The organism is Bradyrhizobium sp. IC4060 (genome assembly GCF_020193715.1).
Classification (GTDB): Bacteria; Pseudomonadota; Alphaproteobacteria; order Rhizobiales; family Xanthobacteraceae; genus Bradyrhizobium; species Bradyrhizobium yuanmingense.
This window is the reverse complement of sequence record NZ_JADYVJ010000003.1, coordinates 164,375-180,281: the sequence shown is the minus strand read 5'-3', so window position 1 is coordinate 180,281 and position 15,907 is coordinate 164,375. Positions and strand designations below refer to the sequence as shown.

Genomic DNA, 15,907 nt, shown 5'->3' with positions numbered 1-15,907 from the left:
GAGACACGACGGTGGCCGTCCAGACGCCGAATGGGTTCAGTCTCGATCGTTCCGGCAGGCGAATCGTCATCGATCCGCTGACGCGGATCGAAGGCCACCTGCGCGTCGAAGCCAATCTCGATTCCGACAATGTAATCCGCAATGCGGTCTCAAGCGGGACGATGTGGCGTGGCATCGAAGTCATCCTGCGCGGGCGCGATCCGCGCGACGCCTGGGCGTTCACCGAGCGGATCTGCGGGGTCTGCACCGGCACCCATGCGCTCGCCTCCGTGCGCGCGGTTGAAAATGCACTAGGAATTACGATTCCGGAGAATGCCAATTCGATCCGTAACATCATGCAGTTGTGCTTGCTCGTGCATGATCACCTCGTACATTTCTATCACTTGCATGCGTTGGATTGGGTCGACGTGGTTTCCGCGCTCAACGCCGATCCCAAGTCGACCTCCGCACTGGCGCAGTCTATCTCGCCCTGGCCGCTGTCATCCCCCGGCTATTTCAGAGATTTTCAGATCCGGCTCAACAAATTCTTCGGGTCAGGGCAACTCGGTCCGTTCAAGAATGGCTATTGGGGGCATCCGGCCTACAAGCTACCACCGGAAGCAAACCTGATGGCGGTAGCTCATTATATGGAAGCGCTCGACTTCCAGAAGGAGATCGTCAAGATCCAAGCTATCTATGGTGGCAAGAACCCGCATCCGAACTGGCTGGTCGGCGGCGTACCCTGCGCGATCAACATCGACGGAATCGGTGCGGTGGGCGCGATCAATATGGAACGACTGAATATCGTGTCCTCGATCGTCGCCCGCTCGATCGAGTTTGTCGAGCAGGTCTATCTACCCGACATTGCTGCAATCTGCTCGTTCTATAAGGACTGGCTCCACGGCGGTGGTCTTTCGAGCAAAAGCGTGATGTCCTATGGCGACATCCCCGAAAACGCCAATGACTGCTCTGCGAAAAGTCTCAAGCTGCCGCGCGGGGTCATTCTTAATGGCAATCTCAAGGAGATACTGCCGATCGACCATGGCGATCCCGAGCAGATCCAGGAATTCGTCGCGCATTCATGGTATAAATACCCCAGCGATTGCGGTGGGCTGCATCCCTGGGACGGCATCACCGAGCCGAGCTTTGAACTTGGGCCAGAATTCAAGGGCAGCAAGACAGATATCAAGGAACTCGACGAAGGCAGCAAGTATTCCTGGATCAAAGCGCCGCGCTGGCGCGGCCACGCCGTCGAGGTCGGGCCGTTGGCGCGATACATCATTGGTTATGCGCAAGGCAAAGCCGAGTTCAAGGATCCCGCCGAGAGACTGCTGAAGGGGCTCAATCTCCCTCTGACTGCGCTGTTCTCGACGCTTGGCCGTACAGCGGCGCGGGCGCTCGAATGCCAGTGGGCGGCGCATCAGATGCGTTATTTTCAGGATAAGCTCGTAGTCCAGCTCAGGTCAGGCAATACGGCAACTGCCGACGTTAGCAGGTGGGACCCGGAAAGCTGGCGTAAGGAGGCCAAGGGTTACGGGTTCACTGAGGCGCCTCGCGGTGCACTCGGCCACTGGATCAAGATCAAGGACGCTAAGATCGACAATTATCAATGTGTCGTTCCGACGACGTGGAACGGATCTCCTCGGGATTCCAAAGGCAATATTGGCGCTTTTGAAGCTTCGCTAATCGGTACCCCGATGGCCGATCCGCAGCGGCCCCTGGAGATCTTGCGCACCATCCATTCCTTTGACCCGTGCTTGGCTTGCTCGACCCACGTGATGAGTCCTGAGGGCCAAGAAATGGCTTCAGTCAAAGTGCGTTAGGTCCATGCTGAATAGGGCTCGGAAGCTCCTCGCCGCCGACGATGCTGCACCGACTGATCGTAGCATTGGCGGTGGCGTCGCCTACGTTTATGCGCCGGTGCGACTGTGGCATTGGGCTAACGCGGCGGCCATTCTGGTACTAAGTTTAACCGGCTACCTTATTGGGACCGGCACACCAGCGATGAAGGGAGAGGCAAGCGGCAATTTCCTGTTCGGCTATATCCGCTTTGCCCATTTCTCGGCGGGATATGTGGCCAGCGTTGGCTTTCTTCTGCGCATCTACTGGGCCTTGATGGGAAATGCGCATGCCGTCCAGATCTTTTGCGTGCCGCTCTGGCGCGGGTGCTTCTGGCGGGAGGTGTATCAGGAGATACTCTGGTATGCGTTCCTTACAGGGGATCCTGACAGGCGCCCCGGGCACGATCGCCTTGCTCAGCTCGCAATGTTCTTCATGTTTACACAGACGATCACGTTCATGGTCGTCACTGGGTTTGCACTTTATGGGCAAGGTGCCGGTACTGACAGCTGGCAGTACAAAGTGTTCGGCTGGGTGTTTTCAATCTGGCCGAACAGTCAGGACGTCCACACCTTGCATCATCTCGGCCTGTGGGTCATCGTGATGTTCGCGCTGGTCCACATCTACGCGGTGATCCGGGAATACATCATATCGCGGCGCAGCTTCTTTTCCAAAAGATCGGCTGAGCGCGGGTTTGGCGATTGACCGGGAAGCGAATGCTCAACCCGAAAGACAAAAAACGGATCCTCGTGCTCGGCATCGGCAATATCCTGTGGGCCGATGAGGGCTTCGGCGTGCGAGTGGTCGAAGAGTTTCATAGCCGCTACGCCGTCGATAATAATGTCACCGTCCTCGATGGCGGTACCCAGGGACTCTACCTCGTCAGTTTTCTTGAACAGGCCGATTGCCTGGTCGTGTTCGATGCCATCGACTATGGATTGCCGCCCGGGCAGTTGGAGCTGGTACGAGATGGCGAAGTGCCAAAGTTTACTGGTGCCAAGAAAGTGAGCCTGCATCAGACCGGTTTTCAGGAGGTCTTGAGCGCGGCCGATTTTCTTGGCCGCCGCCCGCGAGAGCTCGCTCTCATCGGCTGTCAGCCATTGGACCTGGAGACTTGGGGCGGTCCTCTGACCGCGCCGGTGCGCTTTCAGATTGCGCCTGCGATTGAACTGGCTTGTAAGCTCCTAGCGCAGTGGGGCTCGCCGGCAAAACCGCGGGGAGCGCCGCTGCCTGCATCAGAACGGCTGTTGGCGAACAGCATCGACCATGCGAATTATGAGATGAGGGCGCAGCCCGTCTAGCGGCCTGCGACTGACAATGTGCCTTGGCCTGCCAATGACGATTGCCGAGACCGACGGTATCACGGCGCTGTGCGAGTATGGCAATGAACAGCGGCGCGTCTCGGTCATGCTGCTCGCCGATGTACCGGTCGGCGCCAAGGTGCTCGTTCATATCGACAGCGCGGTGCGGGTTTTGGACGACAACGAAGCAAGACTGATCTCGGAAGCACTTGTCGGGCTTGAGGCCAGCCTCAACGGCCAGGACATCGATCGATTCTTTGCGGACTTGATCGGTCACGAGCCACAATTGCCGGAGCACTTACGCTAGCCGTTCCGCTCGCTTGCGCCGCCTGAAGGGATCTCACAGTTCGAATTCCAATCGCACGTAACGTTTGCCTGGAAAATATCAGGCGCTTCGCCGTCGGTCCGAGTGCGAGGCGCGGCCAGAGCATGATTGGCATGCGCCTTGCTAACCGCCTGCTTGCAGAAACGAACAACATGAGAAAGGCGTCTGATGAAATTGCAGCCGGCGCAGCATGGTTCGGCGCGACCCCCTCCGTCCGACTTGGAGGGCGTCAGCGTCGATGCGCGTCTAGCCGCGCACGCTCAAGTGGGGGTGACTGTGATGCCGCTGTCGGCGGCCGAGCTCCGGATCATCCAGCTCGCATTCTTCCTTCTTGAAGTTGTCAAGAGGTTTCGGCAAGGCACGCAAGGCGCAGTGGTTTTCCGCATCGTTAATGGCACACGAGTCGGCAGGCTCGGTCGACGTAGACCGTCGACGCCGAACCCATGCTCTAGGCACGATGAACTCTGCCTGATCGGCAAGAGATCGGGCCGTTTGCTTGCGATCAACTGCATCTCCGTACCGATCATTAGGGCACACGCCGCCAGCACTTGCGTCGGCAAGTGCATTGCCCCTCGATGCGGACAACGGAACCTCGTATCATGAAACCAGCGATCTCCGTTGTATCCGGCGGCGCCGACCGGGCCACGAGCGACCTTGCCACTGGCTCTGCAAGTCTCGATGTATTCCATACCGGCCCCATGAGTGCGCTCGCCGGCGGCGCCTGGCGCGATGCGGACGAGCGTGGAAGTAACTATCCGAACGCCACCTTGCTGTTAGCAAACGCCGCTGCTGCCGTTCGCGGTCAGAGAAGCGGTGCTCGGACACAACTGTACGGACTCGCAAATCTTAGCGATGGCGAACGCAAGTTGATCGACGAATTGCTCGGAGAAGGTGAGGTGGCCGGCGTGGTTGCGCTGCCAGATGGCTCTTTGGCGCAAATCCGGGAGTCTGTGCTTGCGGGAATCTGGCGCTTGCGCATCGGCACCGAGCCCGCGCATGAATATGTTGAGGTCGGGTCGATTCCGCAGATTGTTCGGCGTGCCGCAACTGACCTGACGTCCGCCGATCTTGTGATCGGCATGCCGCCGAATGGCGCGATGAACGTTCAACCGGTGCTGGCCGAAATACGCGAGCGGGCGAGGGTCTGGCGATTAGGCATGCACGCCCATGTCATCAATCTGATGTCACTGCCAATGAGCATTATGGATTTGGCATTCCTACAGCAAAGCTTGGGCAATGGACCGGTCCAACTCATGTTGCACGGCTACGGCACCTGCCGAGTGCAGGCGACCGGGATCAGGAATGTCTGGTCCGTGCAGTTCTTCAATTCTACGGACGACATCATCCTTGATACGCTGGAGATCGGCGGCGTGCCGATTGTTGCGTTGGCTGCCGATGAGGATTTCCAGGACTCAGCCGAGCGCATGCAGGAAATTATCGAGGCGTACTTCACATGAAGACGTCGGGCATTCGGCATCGGGTGGGATCCCGCAGACGGCGCATGCGCATGGACTATAGCTTGCGCGGGATGATGGCGGAGTGTTGCGCATGAGCCCTGTTGCCCGCAACAAAATCGATGTCCACATATTGCTAGCTGCCGACGTAGTCGCCTCGGTCGAGATCCTGCCGCGAGTCCGGCCACCGCTGGCGCGGATGTTCGCCGGAAAGGAGCCCTCGACAGTGCTGACCGTGCTGCCGCGGCTTTTCGCGTTGTGTGTCGCTGCGCAGAAAACTGCATTATTGTCCGCCCTCGAGACGGCGCGCGACGAAGTGATCACCCGCGCAACAAGGCAGCAGCGGATTGCACTTATCGTTACTGAGCGCATCGCGGATTTGGCACGGAGCCTTTTTGTCGGACATCTTACGTTAGATGTCGCCAGTGCGGCAGCAATCCGCTCCCTGATGTCGGAACTGTCAGCGTTTGTCCGCTCCGCACAGCCAGCCTGGAGCTCCGCTCAACGCGAAGCAACCGCGCGGATTGTCGCTGCGCTGGCCGCGCTCGGTCTACATGAGGGGGAGGCGCTGAGGTCTGGTAGCCCGCTGGCGCTTCGCGTTGCGGCGCTTAATGACGTCGACGTGAAGTCAATCCCGGCGGGGCACTCATTCCTGTCTGTTGCTGACGACCTCAACATCACGAAACGGTTGCTCGGGGATGACTCGACGTTCTGCTATTGTCCCGATGTTGACGGACATGTGCCCGAGACGGGTCCATGGGCGCGCCAGGTCAGCCGGGATCGGCTCCCGCTGGGACCCTTCGGTGCGGCCGAGCGGCTGATGGCCAGAATTAATGAAATCCTCCGGCTATGTGCCTGGCTCAAGGCCGGCGCTCAGATTGGTGCCGCGGAGCATGGGATCATCGAAAGATATAAGCTAGGGCCGCGCCGTGCAGCGGCCGCGGTCGAATGCGCTAGGGGCCGTCTCTACCACGCGGTTGAACTCGATGCTCAGGGCCGAATATCCCGCTTCGAATTCCTTGCGCCGACGGAGTGGAATTTCCACCGGCGCGGACCGCTTGTACGGAACCTGCAAGGCGCGGTGCTGACGGCTCGAAGACGCGAAGATGCAGTTCATGCGGTGATTGCATCGCTCGATCCGTGCGTCGCGTTCACCCTCAACCTTAGCGAAGTTCGCGATGCATGAAATGGCGATTTGTCTTGGCATCATTCAGATCGCCGAGGAGAAGGTACACGAGCGATCCTCTTCGCGGGTGCGGAGCATCTGTCTGGAGATGGGAGCGCTGAGTCATGCGGCGCCTGAAGCGATCAGGTTCTGCTTTGCTGCCGCTGCAAGGCGGACCATTGCCGAGGGCGCGGCTCTTAACATCGTCGAACTGCCAGGCGTAGCCTGGTGCATGAGCTGTTCGAAGAGCGTCGAAATTACTCGGCGCGGTGAGTGCTGCCCTTGCTGCGGCAGCTATCACCTGCAGGTGACCGCGGGCGAACAGATGCGCGTGAAAGAGCTGGAGATCGATTGATGTGTACTGTTTGCGGCTGCCACCAAGGGACGCCGTCCACAAAACGCGCCGAGCCGAATGATGCGGAGATGCATGAGCGATCCCTTCAGGACGATCGCGATTGCCATTCTACCCTTCCACCGGGCGAGCGACGGCCGCCGCCGTCAAACCACCCTGGTGATAGCTATAATCGCTCTCCTCGCTCAGCCAATCACCAGCCGCATAACGCGCAGGCGCGTCCGAGCGGCGTCGATCCGCCTGATTTGAGGGGCTGTGGCAAGAGCACAAAGCGGCTCGTTGAGATTGAGCGCGATATCCTGGACAAGAATAATGGAATTGCGGCGAACAATCGCGCGCTCTTCGTAGCCGATGACCTGCTTGTATTTAATCTATTGTCCAGCCCCGGTGCTGGCAAAACGACACTGCTCGTCCGCGCGGTGTCCGAGCTCAAGCGCAGCCGGTGGGTCGGGGTCATCGAAGGGGACCAGCAGACCTCGAACGATGCCAAACGTATTCAGGCCGCCGGCGTCCCAGCCGTTCAAATCAATACCGGCAAGAATTGTCATCTCGACGCTGCAATGATCGGCGAGGCTTATCGCTGCCTGCCGCTGCTCTCGGGCGGTATTCTCTTCATCGAGAACGTGGGTAATCTGATCTGTCCCGCTGCCTTCGATCTTGGCGAAACCTGCAAAATCGTAGTGTTCTCGATTACTGAAGGTGAAGACAAGCCGCTCAAATATCCTGATGTGTTTGCCGCTTCGTCGCTCATGGTGATTAACAAGATTGATCTAGCGTCGCTGCTCGAATTCGATGTGGGCAAGGCCATCGAATACGCCAGACGGGTCAACCCAAAGATCGACGTGATTGTAGTTTCGGCTCGGACTGGCGAAGGCTTTGCCGCGCTCTACGCCTGGATCGATAGACAGGCGGGCCGTCAGAGGCACGCGTTCGAGGACAATGGGCAATGAGCGCCGCAGCCACGTGCGACGGAACACGGCTGCGCGTGGTCGTGAGTGGGGCAGTGCAGGGGGTCGGCTTTCGTCCTTACGTCTATGGACTTGCCGTTCGGTACGGATTGGCGGGGTTTGTCATCAATGGCCCTGAGGGGGTTATCATCGAGGTTGAGGGCCACCGCGCCTCGGAGTTTGTCGCCACGTTGCCGCTCGAGGCGCCTCCATTGGCACGCATAGTCGACATCTGCGTTCGCGAGACTGCGGCGCTCGCAGCGAAGGGCTTTTCGATCGGTACGAGCGAAGCCGGCAAATTGTCAACGCAGATCGTCGCTGACGCCGCGGTCTGCCAGCAATGCCTCAAAGAGCTATTCGATCCAGAAAATCGGCATTACCTCTACCCCTTCATCAGTTGCTGCCATTGCGGCCCACGCTACACCATCGCCGAACGGCTTCCGTACGATCGCCGCAACACTGTGATGAGGGCTTTTAGTTTGTGCGCCGCGTGCGCGGCTGACTATGCCGATCCGGCAAGCCGCAGGTTTCACGCGGAGGCGATCGCGTGCCCAGCATGCGGTCCTCGGCTCAGCCATGGGATCAGCGATATTGTCGCGGCAATCGCGCGGGGGCAGATCGTGGCGATAAAGGGGCTGGGCGGATACCAGCTTCTTTGCGATGCGCGTAATCAGGATGCCGTGCAGCGTTTGCGCAGGAGAAAGCACCGCCTTCAGAAGCCGTTCGCGGTTTTGGTCGACTCCGTCGAGCGCGTCAGCGAGATCGCGGAGGCGAACGCGCCCGAGCTAGCGCTGCTAAAATCCGTAGCACGTCCCATCGTCCTCCTGCCATCGCGCAACAATCTGGCGCCCGCCATAGCACCTGGTTTATCGCGAGTTGGTATCATGCTGCCCGTAGTGCCGCTGCATCACCTCATCTTCCATGCGCTTCGCTCGCCAGGTGCACGTGCGGGGTCTAGCCCGGTCATGGTGGCCACCAGTGCCAATCTTTGCGGCGAACCGCTCCTGATTGACAACGCGCAGGCGCTGCGGCGGCTCAAGGGAATCGCCGATCTTGTCGTGACCCATGATCGCGATATCTTGACGCGTGCTGATGATTCCGTGGTTTCGGTGGTGGCTGGCCGGCCGCAATTCGTTCGTCGTGCCCGTGGCTATGTTCCCGAGCCGATCCGGCTTGCGAGATCCGTCCCGCCCGTGCTCGCCGTCGGCGGCGAACTGAAATCGACCGTCACCATCACCCGGGACAACCAAGCGTTCGTCTCTCAGCATATTGGCGATCTAAATACGGCCGAAGGCATCCGTGCGTTCGAGAAGACGATCCGACACCTCACATCGAGCCTTGACGTGGAACCTGTCGCTTTCGCCCATGATCTGCATCCCCATATGGCTTCTACCCGCTTTGCGCAAGCAAATGCTCGCGCGCTGATCGCGGTCCAGCATCACCACGCACACGCTGCCGCAGTGATCGCCGAGCATGGGCATGTGGGACCAGCGCTTGCCCTGGTGCTCGATGGCCATGGCTTCGGCTCCGACGGCGGTAACTGGGGTGGCGAACTATTGTTGTGCGAAGGGACGTGGTCCCGTCGCATCGGGCACTTAGCGCCTCTGCAGATGCCTGGTGGAGATCGTGCAGCCCGCGAGCCGTGGCGTATGGCGAGCTCAGTCTTACACGGGCTCGGCAGGGGCAACGAAATCGGGCAGCGTTTTGCAGCACAACGGCAAGCCGCGTATGTGTCGGACTTGCTCGATCAGCCGGGCGGGATCACCACGACCAGTGCGGGACGGTTGTTCGACGCGGCAGCGGCGCTGCTCGGGATTGGGCATTTGCAGAGCTATGAGGGCGAAGCAGCGATGAAGCTCGAAGCGCTGGTGCGGCGGGCAGCGATTCTCGAAGCCGGCTGGACGATCGATGGCGGCGTGCTGTCGCTTCATCCGCTATTTTCGCGGTTGATTGCTGATGACATTGACGCCGCAGGCGGAGCCGGGCTGTTTCATGGCACTTTCGTCGCCGCCTGCGTCGACTGGGTCACGTGCGCCGCGCGGACAACCGGCGTCAACACCGTCGTTCTGAGCGGGGGCTGCTTCCTGAACGCGGTGCTCGCGGACGAGATCCCGCGCGGTTGCAGCGCTGCCGGTCTTACACCGTTGGTGCCGCGGCGGCTGCCGCCCAGTGATGGCGGTTTGAGCCTTGGCCAAGCCTGGATTGCCGCTCTACAGATTGCTCAACAGTCGTCCGCCGGGAGAGGATCTGCCTGACATGTGTCTTTCGGTTCCGGCGAGGATCGCGAAAATTCTACCCAACGACGTGGCTCTCGTGTCGATCGACGGCATCAGCCTGGAGATATCGATTGCCCTCGTCGACGAGCTCGATGTCGGCGATTACGTCCTCGTCCATGTCGGCTACGCGCTCGCCAAGATCGATCCGACAGAAGCCAAACGCACGCTGGAGCTCCTGCAGGAGCTAGGCAGCGCCGCGCAGGAACGCCGGTCATGAAATATTCTGATGAATTTCGCGACAAGATCATCGCGCAGGGACTTGCGCGTGCGATTGACGCTGAGGTGAGTTCGCAAAGAGCCTATCGGTTCATGGAATTTTGCGGCGGACACACTCATGCGATCTCCCGCTATGGCCTCGAGGATCTGCTGCCCGCGAACGTCCGGATGATCCACGGGCCCGGTTGTCCCGTCTGCGTTCTGCCCGCAAGCCGAATCGACATGGCGATCCGGCTCGTCGACCGACCAGAGGTCACTCTCTGCGTCTACGGCGACTTGATGCGCGCGCCCGGGTCGCAAGGACAATCCCTGTTGCGAGCCAAAGCGCTGGGCGCTGACATTCGGATGGTTTACTCGACGCTCGACGCTATCCGGCTCGCCGAACAGATGCCGGGCCGCGAGGTGGTCTTCTTTGCCATCGGATTTGAGACCACGACACCCCCAACGGCGAACATGATCCGGATTGCCGAGAGCAAGCGGATGGAGGGCCTGAGCGTGTTCTGCAATCACGTGCTTACACCCTCTGCGATGCACAGCATTCTCGAGAACCCGAAGATCCGCAACACCGGTGGCGTCCCAATCGACGGCTTCATCGGGCCTGCACATGTCAGCACCATTATCGGTACGCAGCCTTACGAGCCGCTGGCAGAACAGTTCGAGAAGCCGATCGTGGTTGCGGGATTTGAGCCCCTCGACGTGCTGCAAGCTATATTGATGCTGGTGCGGCAAGTGAATCAACACCGCTATGAGGTAGAAAACCAATACAGCCGTGCAGTGACACGCGAAGGCAATCGGCGCGCCAAGGGCGAGGTGTCGCAGGTATTCGAACTGCGTGATCAGTTTGAATGGCGGGGGCTTGGACTCGTACCCAACAGCGGACTGAAGCTGAAGCGGTCTTATGCAAAATTCGACGCCGAGACACGTTTTGCGACCCGCGACATGCCTGTCGCAGACAATCCGGCGTGCGAGTGCTGTGCGATCCTGCGTGGCGCCAAACGGCCGGTCGATTGCAAGTTGTTTGGAAACATCTGCACGCCGGAAACGCCGATAGGAGCCTGCATGGTGTCATCAGAAGGGGCTTGTGCGGCGTATTGGACCTATGGCCGAGTTCGCGATGAACAGGTGAGGCAGAGGTCATGAGCGTGAAATCCTATCCACGCAAGCTCGACGTAAAGAACGGGCGCGTTGAACTTTCCCACGGATCCGGGGGCCGTGCCATGGCACAGCTGATCTCCGACCTTTTTCACCAAGCCTTCGGTAATGAATGGCTCGCCCGCTGCAATGATCAGTCGGCGTTTGACGTTTCGGCAGGCAGGATGGTGATGACGACCGACGGCTATGTGGTTTCACCACTGTTCTTTCCCGGCGGCAATATCGGGTCATTGGCTGTGCACGGCACGATTAATGATATCGCGATGTCTGGTGCGCGTCCCCTCTATCTGTCAGCCAGCTTTATCATCGAGGAGGGTTTCCGGTTTTCGGATCTGAAGACGATCGCGGATTCGATGGGCGCGGCAGCACGCGGGGCCGGCGTTTACATCATTGCCGGGGACACCAAGGTCGTCGAGCGCGGCAAGGCAGACGGTCTGTTCATCTCTGTGGCCGGGATCGGGCTTGTGGCCGATGGGCTGGATCTCTCCGCCGACAAGGTAAGGGTCGGGGATCGTGTGCTGGTGTCCGGAAGCCTCGGCGACCATGGGGTGGCGATCATGTCAAAACGTCAGAACGTCGCTTTTCAAACCGAAATCGTCTCGGACTCAGCAGCGTTGCATCATCTCGTAGCGGTCATGATTGCCGCCGGCGGTGGCGGCATCCGGGTGATGCGCGACCCCACGCGCGGCGGGCTCGCTGCGACTCTCAACGAGATTGCGCATCAATCCGACCTCGGGTTCCATTTGCAGGAATCAACCATTCCGGTGAAGCCTGCGGTTGCGGCTGCCTGCGAACTTCTTGGACTAGAGCCGATCCATGTCGCCAACGAGGGCAAGCTCGTTGCGATCGTCGCGCCTGATGCGGCCGATGCCGTACTTGCTGCCATGAAGGCGCACCCGCTCGGGTCCGATGCAGCTGATATTGGCGAGGCAGTGGCTGACGATCACAAATTTGTGCAGATAACCACCTGTTTCGGCGGCCGACGCCTCGTCGACTGGCTGTGGGGCGAACAATTGCCTAGGATCTGTTGAACAGGGTGCGCACTCTGCGGCTGACGGCGTTTCAGAAACGTCCACTGATACAGCTCCTTCACGCCTTCGACGTCCACGACCTCGGCGGTGGCCCGCAAGACGTGGCAGCGAAGGTGCTCGCCTCCGACCACGCCCACCGTCCTTCGGTCGAGTGGAAGGACTCGCATGCCCGTCGCAAGGCTAACCGGCTCATTCATGATTCCACCGCCCTGGTCGAGCGTGGTTATCTGAAACTTCTACGCGGCGTGTGAACGGCCCCAATCCCCAAAGCCATCGTCCCGGTAAATTAACCCGCGCCCGCTGGTAGCGCCTGGCTTCCCATGGTTGCGACCCTGTTCCTCGAGAAGGCGCTCGATCGGCGCAACGCTGATCGTGCACGGCCGCAACTCGCACGAGCAGCAACCGAATCCGCCTAACTGCCGCCGACTCCCATACAGCCAGCCTCAGCAGCGGAAGAGGCCGACCGGAAGGTCGTCGCCCACAGAACGAGCGTAACTCTCGAGAGCGAGCCTGTGGCTGCCAACTGGCTGCCACAGGGATGAACCACGACTTCACGGGAGGTCCGGCGAGAAGTTCGCAAGTTGGATTCAGGCTACAGCTCTTCTAGTATTGCCGAATACAGTAGTCTCGAACTGAAGATAGCTTCCGACCGAAGGTTGGGTCGGCAAAGGGCAAGATCTGTGTTGCCCGGTAGCCGCCAATCCCATTTCAGCGGTCGATCCAATAGCAAAGGTTGGCGAGACCGGCCTAGGTGAGCGCACCAGCGAGGCGCCCCGTAACGGCATCCTGCTCATTGACCATAAACGTGAGAGCCCAACCCTTCGGCATTCCCGGGAAGAACTCGGCATAATTCGACAGATTTGGGATGACGCTTGGCATGCCTTGATCTTCATGCTGGCGAGGCAAGCCGTTTCTGGCCGCCATCTCGACTGTCTCCTTCTTGAGGACGCGCCGCACGAGCCCTGTCCGTCGTTCAACCACATACGGATGAACTTGGCACAATCCAGGGCCGTCGAGTAGAGGCCGTGCCCTCCCATGTGGACCTCGGGGTCCTGCGGAAGAATGAAATCGGCAAGCGCCGTGAGATTTCCGTCATCGTCCCGCTGGAATGGGTCATGGTGAACGCCGAGTCCTCCATACCGAGGGGTCGAAGATGCGCTCGTTCATGACCTCTCCGAGTCGCTTGCCGGTGATCGATTCGACCACCTGACCGGCTCAGTCGATGTTGGAGCCGTACTCCCACTTCTCGCCGGGCCCGAACAAGCGATGCGGTGATAACGCTGGGTTGCCCATGCTCCTGAGCGAGCCGGTTGTAGGTCTCGTTGAAGAAATTGTAGCCACGCCCGCTGTGTGGAGCAGCAGCATGCGCGTCGTGACGTTGCGGTTCGGCGGACGCAGCTTGGGGTTGCCACTGTCATCGAAAGCCCTCGATCACCTGCAGCTTGCCGATGGCCGGCGCATAGGTCTTTGCCGGAGCGTCGAGGTCGAGCTTGCCTTCCACCAGTTGCAGGCACGCCGTCCCGGTGATCGCTTTGGTGGTCGAGAAGATCGCAAAGACGCTATCGGTCGTCATCTCCTGGCCGCCGCCGAGCTGCCGCTTCCCCGCGGCTCCTTCATAGATGTTTCCGTGCCGATCGGTTGTCACTGCCACCACGGCGGGAACGCCAGGCGCTGAATCGACCGTCCTCTTCAGCACGTCATCGCAAGCCGATTTCAAGTCCGTCGTTCTGCTTTCCTCCTCATGTTGGCATTACCGTTGGCGTCGCCGGAGAGGGCTCTGCGAAATTTCGCCCCTCGCTGCGTGTGCCGCCCGTTTTCGAGCGATGCACTCTTTGACCTGATCTGGGATCGGCTTGTGTCTGAAATCGGCAAAGGATGTCTATGATCGGTGATTTTCCATATCGCAGCGGCTTTGAGGACTGTTCAGGCTAGGTGGTGGGTTTACCTAAGGCTGCGTGGCAGGCGACTTTCAGGGAGGGGGAACGTCGACGTTGAGGCAGGCTCTGCTGTTTGACCCCAAAGGAGATCTGATCCGGCAAGACCACAAAGTCTTGTCAACGACTGGGACGAGATCCGCGACTGGTCGAACCAGGTCTATATGCCACACCGCGTATCCCCTACGGGCAAGGTGGCCCGCCCCGGACTCCACTATGCACTCGGCGCAGATCGGGCGGATTACTGTCACCCGCTTTGCCTACGGCATTCCCGTCAATATCAAGGAGTCGCAGGACGCGGGCCATGCGGTTGTCCTGACAACGATCGGTGACAACGCAACGCACTTCGTCGATGCGACCCGAGCTGAGGCAATCGCCATCGGCGAGAGCTCCGTCGTCGATTGCAGCCGAACAGACTACAATGTCGACTTCGATCCTGATCATCTCCAGCTCAATCTGACCATCCCGCACAGCGTGCTCGAGCAGGTTTGTCGCGACTGGTTCGGCTTCGTGCCGGACAATGCGCTCTGCCAATACAAGACCCGGATCGGAGGCAACAATTCGAGCTGGTTGGCTTTGATGAATACATCGTGCGCTGCATCACCGATGCGCCCAGCTGTCTTGCACGTGACCGCGTCGGGCGACACCTCGAGCAGACGATCTGTATCCACTTGTTGAACGAATGGGCCAGCCGCGCCGATCTGGACCTAGAGAACCCCCGCAAGCGGCTTGCCCCTCGCGCGGTCAGGCTTGCTGAACAATATATGGCCATCATGCGCCGAGTGCATTTCTTCGGGAGTAGCGACATGCAAGGCGTCAGGCGCGATCTGTGCGGTTCGGCTCCGGGACAGAGCGTGTCGAGTGTGGCCTATGCCTGGGCTACATAAACCTAGGCGAGTTCGCGCGCGCTTACCGCGCACGATTTGGCGAGCGACCACCGGAAACGCTCTGGCGCCATTGACTCCCCAGACCATCGTCGGCTCCGCACCCGCTTGCTGTTTGAGTTTAGCGCCACGTCTCGGCGTTTGCTGGGCCACGGACAGCGGGTCGGCTGGCTCAGCCCGGCAAATTGCGCCGCCTGCCCAATTATGATGATGCATCGATCCCGGGCGCTCCCGAACTTGAGGCCAGATCACGTCGAAGAACGCGAGGAAGAACTAGGATCTGTACCTAATTAGCGAACCCTGATTGGTTCGCACCGAGTTGATTCGGCGCAGTGGACTTCGATGCGCAAAGGGCTGTTCTGGCTCAACGACAAGCAGTGGCCTCAGATAAAGCCGCATCTGCCCACGAACCAGCCTGGCCCGGCGCGCGATGACGATTGACGCATCATCAGCGGCATCATTCACATGCTTCAGTGCGGCGCACGCTGGCGCGATTGCCCGCCCGACTATGTTCCGTACACGACGATCTGCAATCGTTTTAATCGCTGGGCCAAGCGCGGACATTGGCAGGCGATCTTTAAAGCACTCGCCCGCTGCGGCAACAGCGCCCTTCCGTATCCGGGCGGGGCTTCGTTCATTTCGTTTGATCCTTGTGAGGCTGGCGTGACGTTTTGCGGAATAGCCGCGGCATGAGGTCTTCGATCCTGCTATGGGGATGCCGTTCAAGTACTTTGAAGGTCTGCTGCGAGATAGACAGTAGCTTTCTGCGTCCGAAAGCCGATATGAGAAGTAGGAGAGTATATCTTTGGAGAAGGCGCGGAGCTCGCGCCGGGACTGCCGTTTTTGAGACGATACCGACAAAGTTGGTGGGATTGTCGTGCTTGAAACCAAGTTCAGGTGCTTCTCGGCCTCGGGCGACTGGAGATTCCATCTGCTTTGATTGGCCTGCCTCTTGCAAAGTTCAGGCAAGTCGCAGACGCGATCTCTCATGTGACTCTTTGAGACCAAATCCAGCGCTTCGTAGCTTCCGTCCAGTTCGCAAGAGCTTGGCC

The 15,907-nt window shown here is 59.7% G+C and carries 16 protein-coding genes and 1 pseudogene; 15 read left to right on the top strand and 2 right to left on the bottom strand.

Annotated elements, in window-relative coordinates; all coding sequences use genetic code 11:
- Nucleotides 1–11: 11 nt before the first annotated feature.
- From I6F16_RS12700 to I6F16_RS12640, 13 genes are all read left to right on the top strand, one after another.
- Nucleotides 12–1,802, top strand: coding sequence for a nickel-dependent hydrogenase large subunit (locus I6F16_RS12700; RefSeq protein WP_225173801.1), 1,791 nt, complete (start codon nt 12–14; stop codon nt 1,800–1,802).
- Between the two features lie 4 nt (nt 1,803–1,806).
- Nucleotides 1,807–2,523: a Ni/Fe-hydrogenase, b-type cytochrome subunit gene (gene cybH, locus I6F16_RS12695; protein ID WP_035999123.1), complete on the top strand. Its 717-nt coding sequence runs from the start codon at nt 1,807–1,809 to the stop codon at nt 2,521–2,523.
- 11 nt (nt 2,524–2,534) lie between these two features.
- Entirely contained in the window at nt 2,535–3,119 is a 585-nt protein-coding gene (locus I6F16_RS12690) for a HyaD/HybD family hydrogenase maturation endopeptidase (protein ID WP_035999126.1), read from the top strand.
- 16 nt (nt 3,120–3,135) lie between these two features.
- Nucleotides 3,136–3,426 (top strand): HypC/HybG/HupF family hydrogenase formation chaperone, encoded by a 291-nt coding sequence (locus I6F16_RS12685; protein ID WP_035999129.1) that lies wholly within the window; start codon nt 3,136–3,138, stop codon nt 3,424–3,426.
- 617 nt (nt 3,427–4,043) lie between these two features.
- Entirely contained in the window at nt 4,044–4,901 is an 858-nt protein-coding gene (locus I6F16_RS12680; RefSeq protein ID WP_035999136.1) for a hydrogenase expression/formation protein, read from the top strand.
- A 91-nt stretch (nt 4,902–4,992) separates the two neighbouring features.
- Nucleotides 4,993–6,084 (top strand): hypothetical protein, encoded by a 1,092-nt coding sequence (locus tag I6F16_RS12675; protein ID WP_035999139.1) that lies wholly within the window; start codon nt 4,993–4,995, stop codon nt 6,082–6,084.
- Nucleotides 6,077–6,418 (top strand): hydrogenase maturation nickel metallochaperone HypA, encoded by a 342-nt coding sequence (gene hypA, locus I6F16_RS12670; RefSeq protein WP_035999141.1) that lies wholly within the window; start codon nt 6,077–6,079, stop codon nt 6,416–6,418. Before I6F16_RS12675 ends, hypA begins: the two co-directional genes overlap by 8 nt.
- A gap of 68 nt (nt 6,419–6,486) precedes the next feature.
- Nucleotides 6,487–7,365 (top strand): hydrogenase nickel incorporation protein HypB, encoded by an 879-nt coding sequence (hypB, locus tag I6F16_RS12665; RefSeq protein ID WP_085968725.1) that lies wholly within the window; start codon nt 6,487–6,489, stop codon nt 7,363–7,365.
- On the top strand, nt 7,362–9,617 hold the full coding sequence (gene hypF / locus I6F16_RS12660; RefSeq protein ID WP_225173800.1) for a carbamoyltransferase HypF: 2,256 nt from the start codon (nt 7,362–7,364) through the stop codon (nt 9,615–9,617). Before hypB ends, hypF begins: the two co-directional genes overlap by 4 nt.
- Before the next feature lies 1 nt (nt 9,618).
- The gene (locus I6F16_RS12655; protein ID WP_225124671.1) at nt 9,619–9,855 is read left to right on the top strand and encodes a HypC/HybG/HupF family hydrogenase formation chaperone; all 237 of its coding nucleotides are present in this window, start codon (nt 9,619–9,621) and stop codon (nt 9,853–9,855) included.
- Nucleotides 9,852–10,994 (top strand): hydrogenase formation protein HypD, encoded by a 1,143-nt coding sequence (gene hypD, locus I6F16_RS12650; RefSeq protein WP_225157489.1) that lies wholly within the window; start codon nt 9,852–9,854, stop codon nt 10,992–10,994. The genes I6F16_RS12655 and hypD overlap by 4 nt, the downstream gene beginning before the upstream one ends.
- Complete coding sequence (gene hypE, locus I6F16_RS12645; protein ID WP_035999154.1) at nt 10,991–12,037, top strand: hydrogenase expression/formation protein HypE; 1,047 nt, start codon at nt 10,991–10,993, stop codon at nt 12,035–12,037. The genes hypD and hypE overlap by 4 nt, the downstream gene beginning before the upstream one ends.
- A gap of 5 nt (nt 12,038–12,042) precedes the next feature.
- Nucleotides 12,043–12,288 carry a DUF2285 domain-containing protein gene (locus tag I6F16_RS12640; protein WP_225124710.1) on the top strand — a complete coding sequence of 82 codons (246 nt, stop codon included), beginning with the start codon at nt 12,043–12,045 and terminating at the stop codon, nt 12,286–12,288.
- 496 nt (nt 12,289–12,784) lie between these two features.
- Here I6F16_RS12640 and I6F16_RS12635 read toward each other — a convergent pair whose 3' ends face one another.
- Nucleotides 12,785–12,961, bottom strand: coding sequence for a hypothetical protein (locus I6F16_RS12635; RefSeq protein WP_225173799.1), 177 nt, complete (start codon nt 12,959–12,961; stop codon nt 12,785–12,787).
- Nucleotides 12,962–13,451: 490 nt separating this feature from the next.
- Nucleotides 13,452–13,691 (bottom strand): serine hydrolase domain-containing protein, encoded by a 240-nt coding sequence (locus I6F16_RS12630; protein WP_346656574.1) that lies wholly within the window; start codon nt 13,689–13,691, stop codon nt 13,452–13,454.
- A gap of 496 nt (nt 13,692–14,187) precedes the next feature.
- Between I6F16_RS12630 and I6F16_RS12625 the strand changes: the two genes are divergently transcribed.
- Complete coding sequence (locus I6F16_RS12625) at nt 14,188–14,649, top strand: hypothetical protein (RefSeq protein ID WP_249785499.1); 462 nt, start codon at nt 14,188–14,190, stop codon at nt 14,647–14,649.
- 548 nt (nt 14,650–15,197) lie between these two features.
- Nucleotides 15,198–15,455: pseudogene (locus I6F16_RS12620) on the top strand (transposase); the annotation flags it as partial.
- Nucleotides 15,456–15,907: the final 452 nt, after the last annotated feature.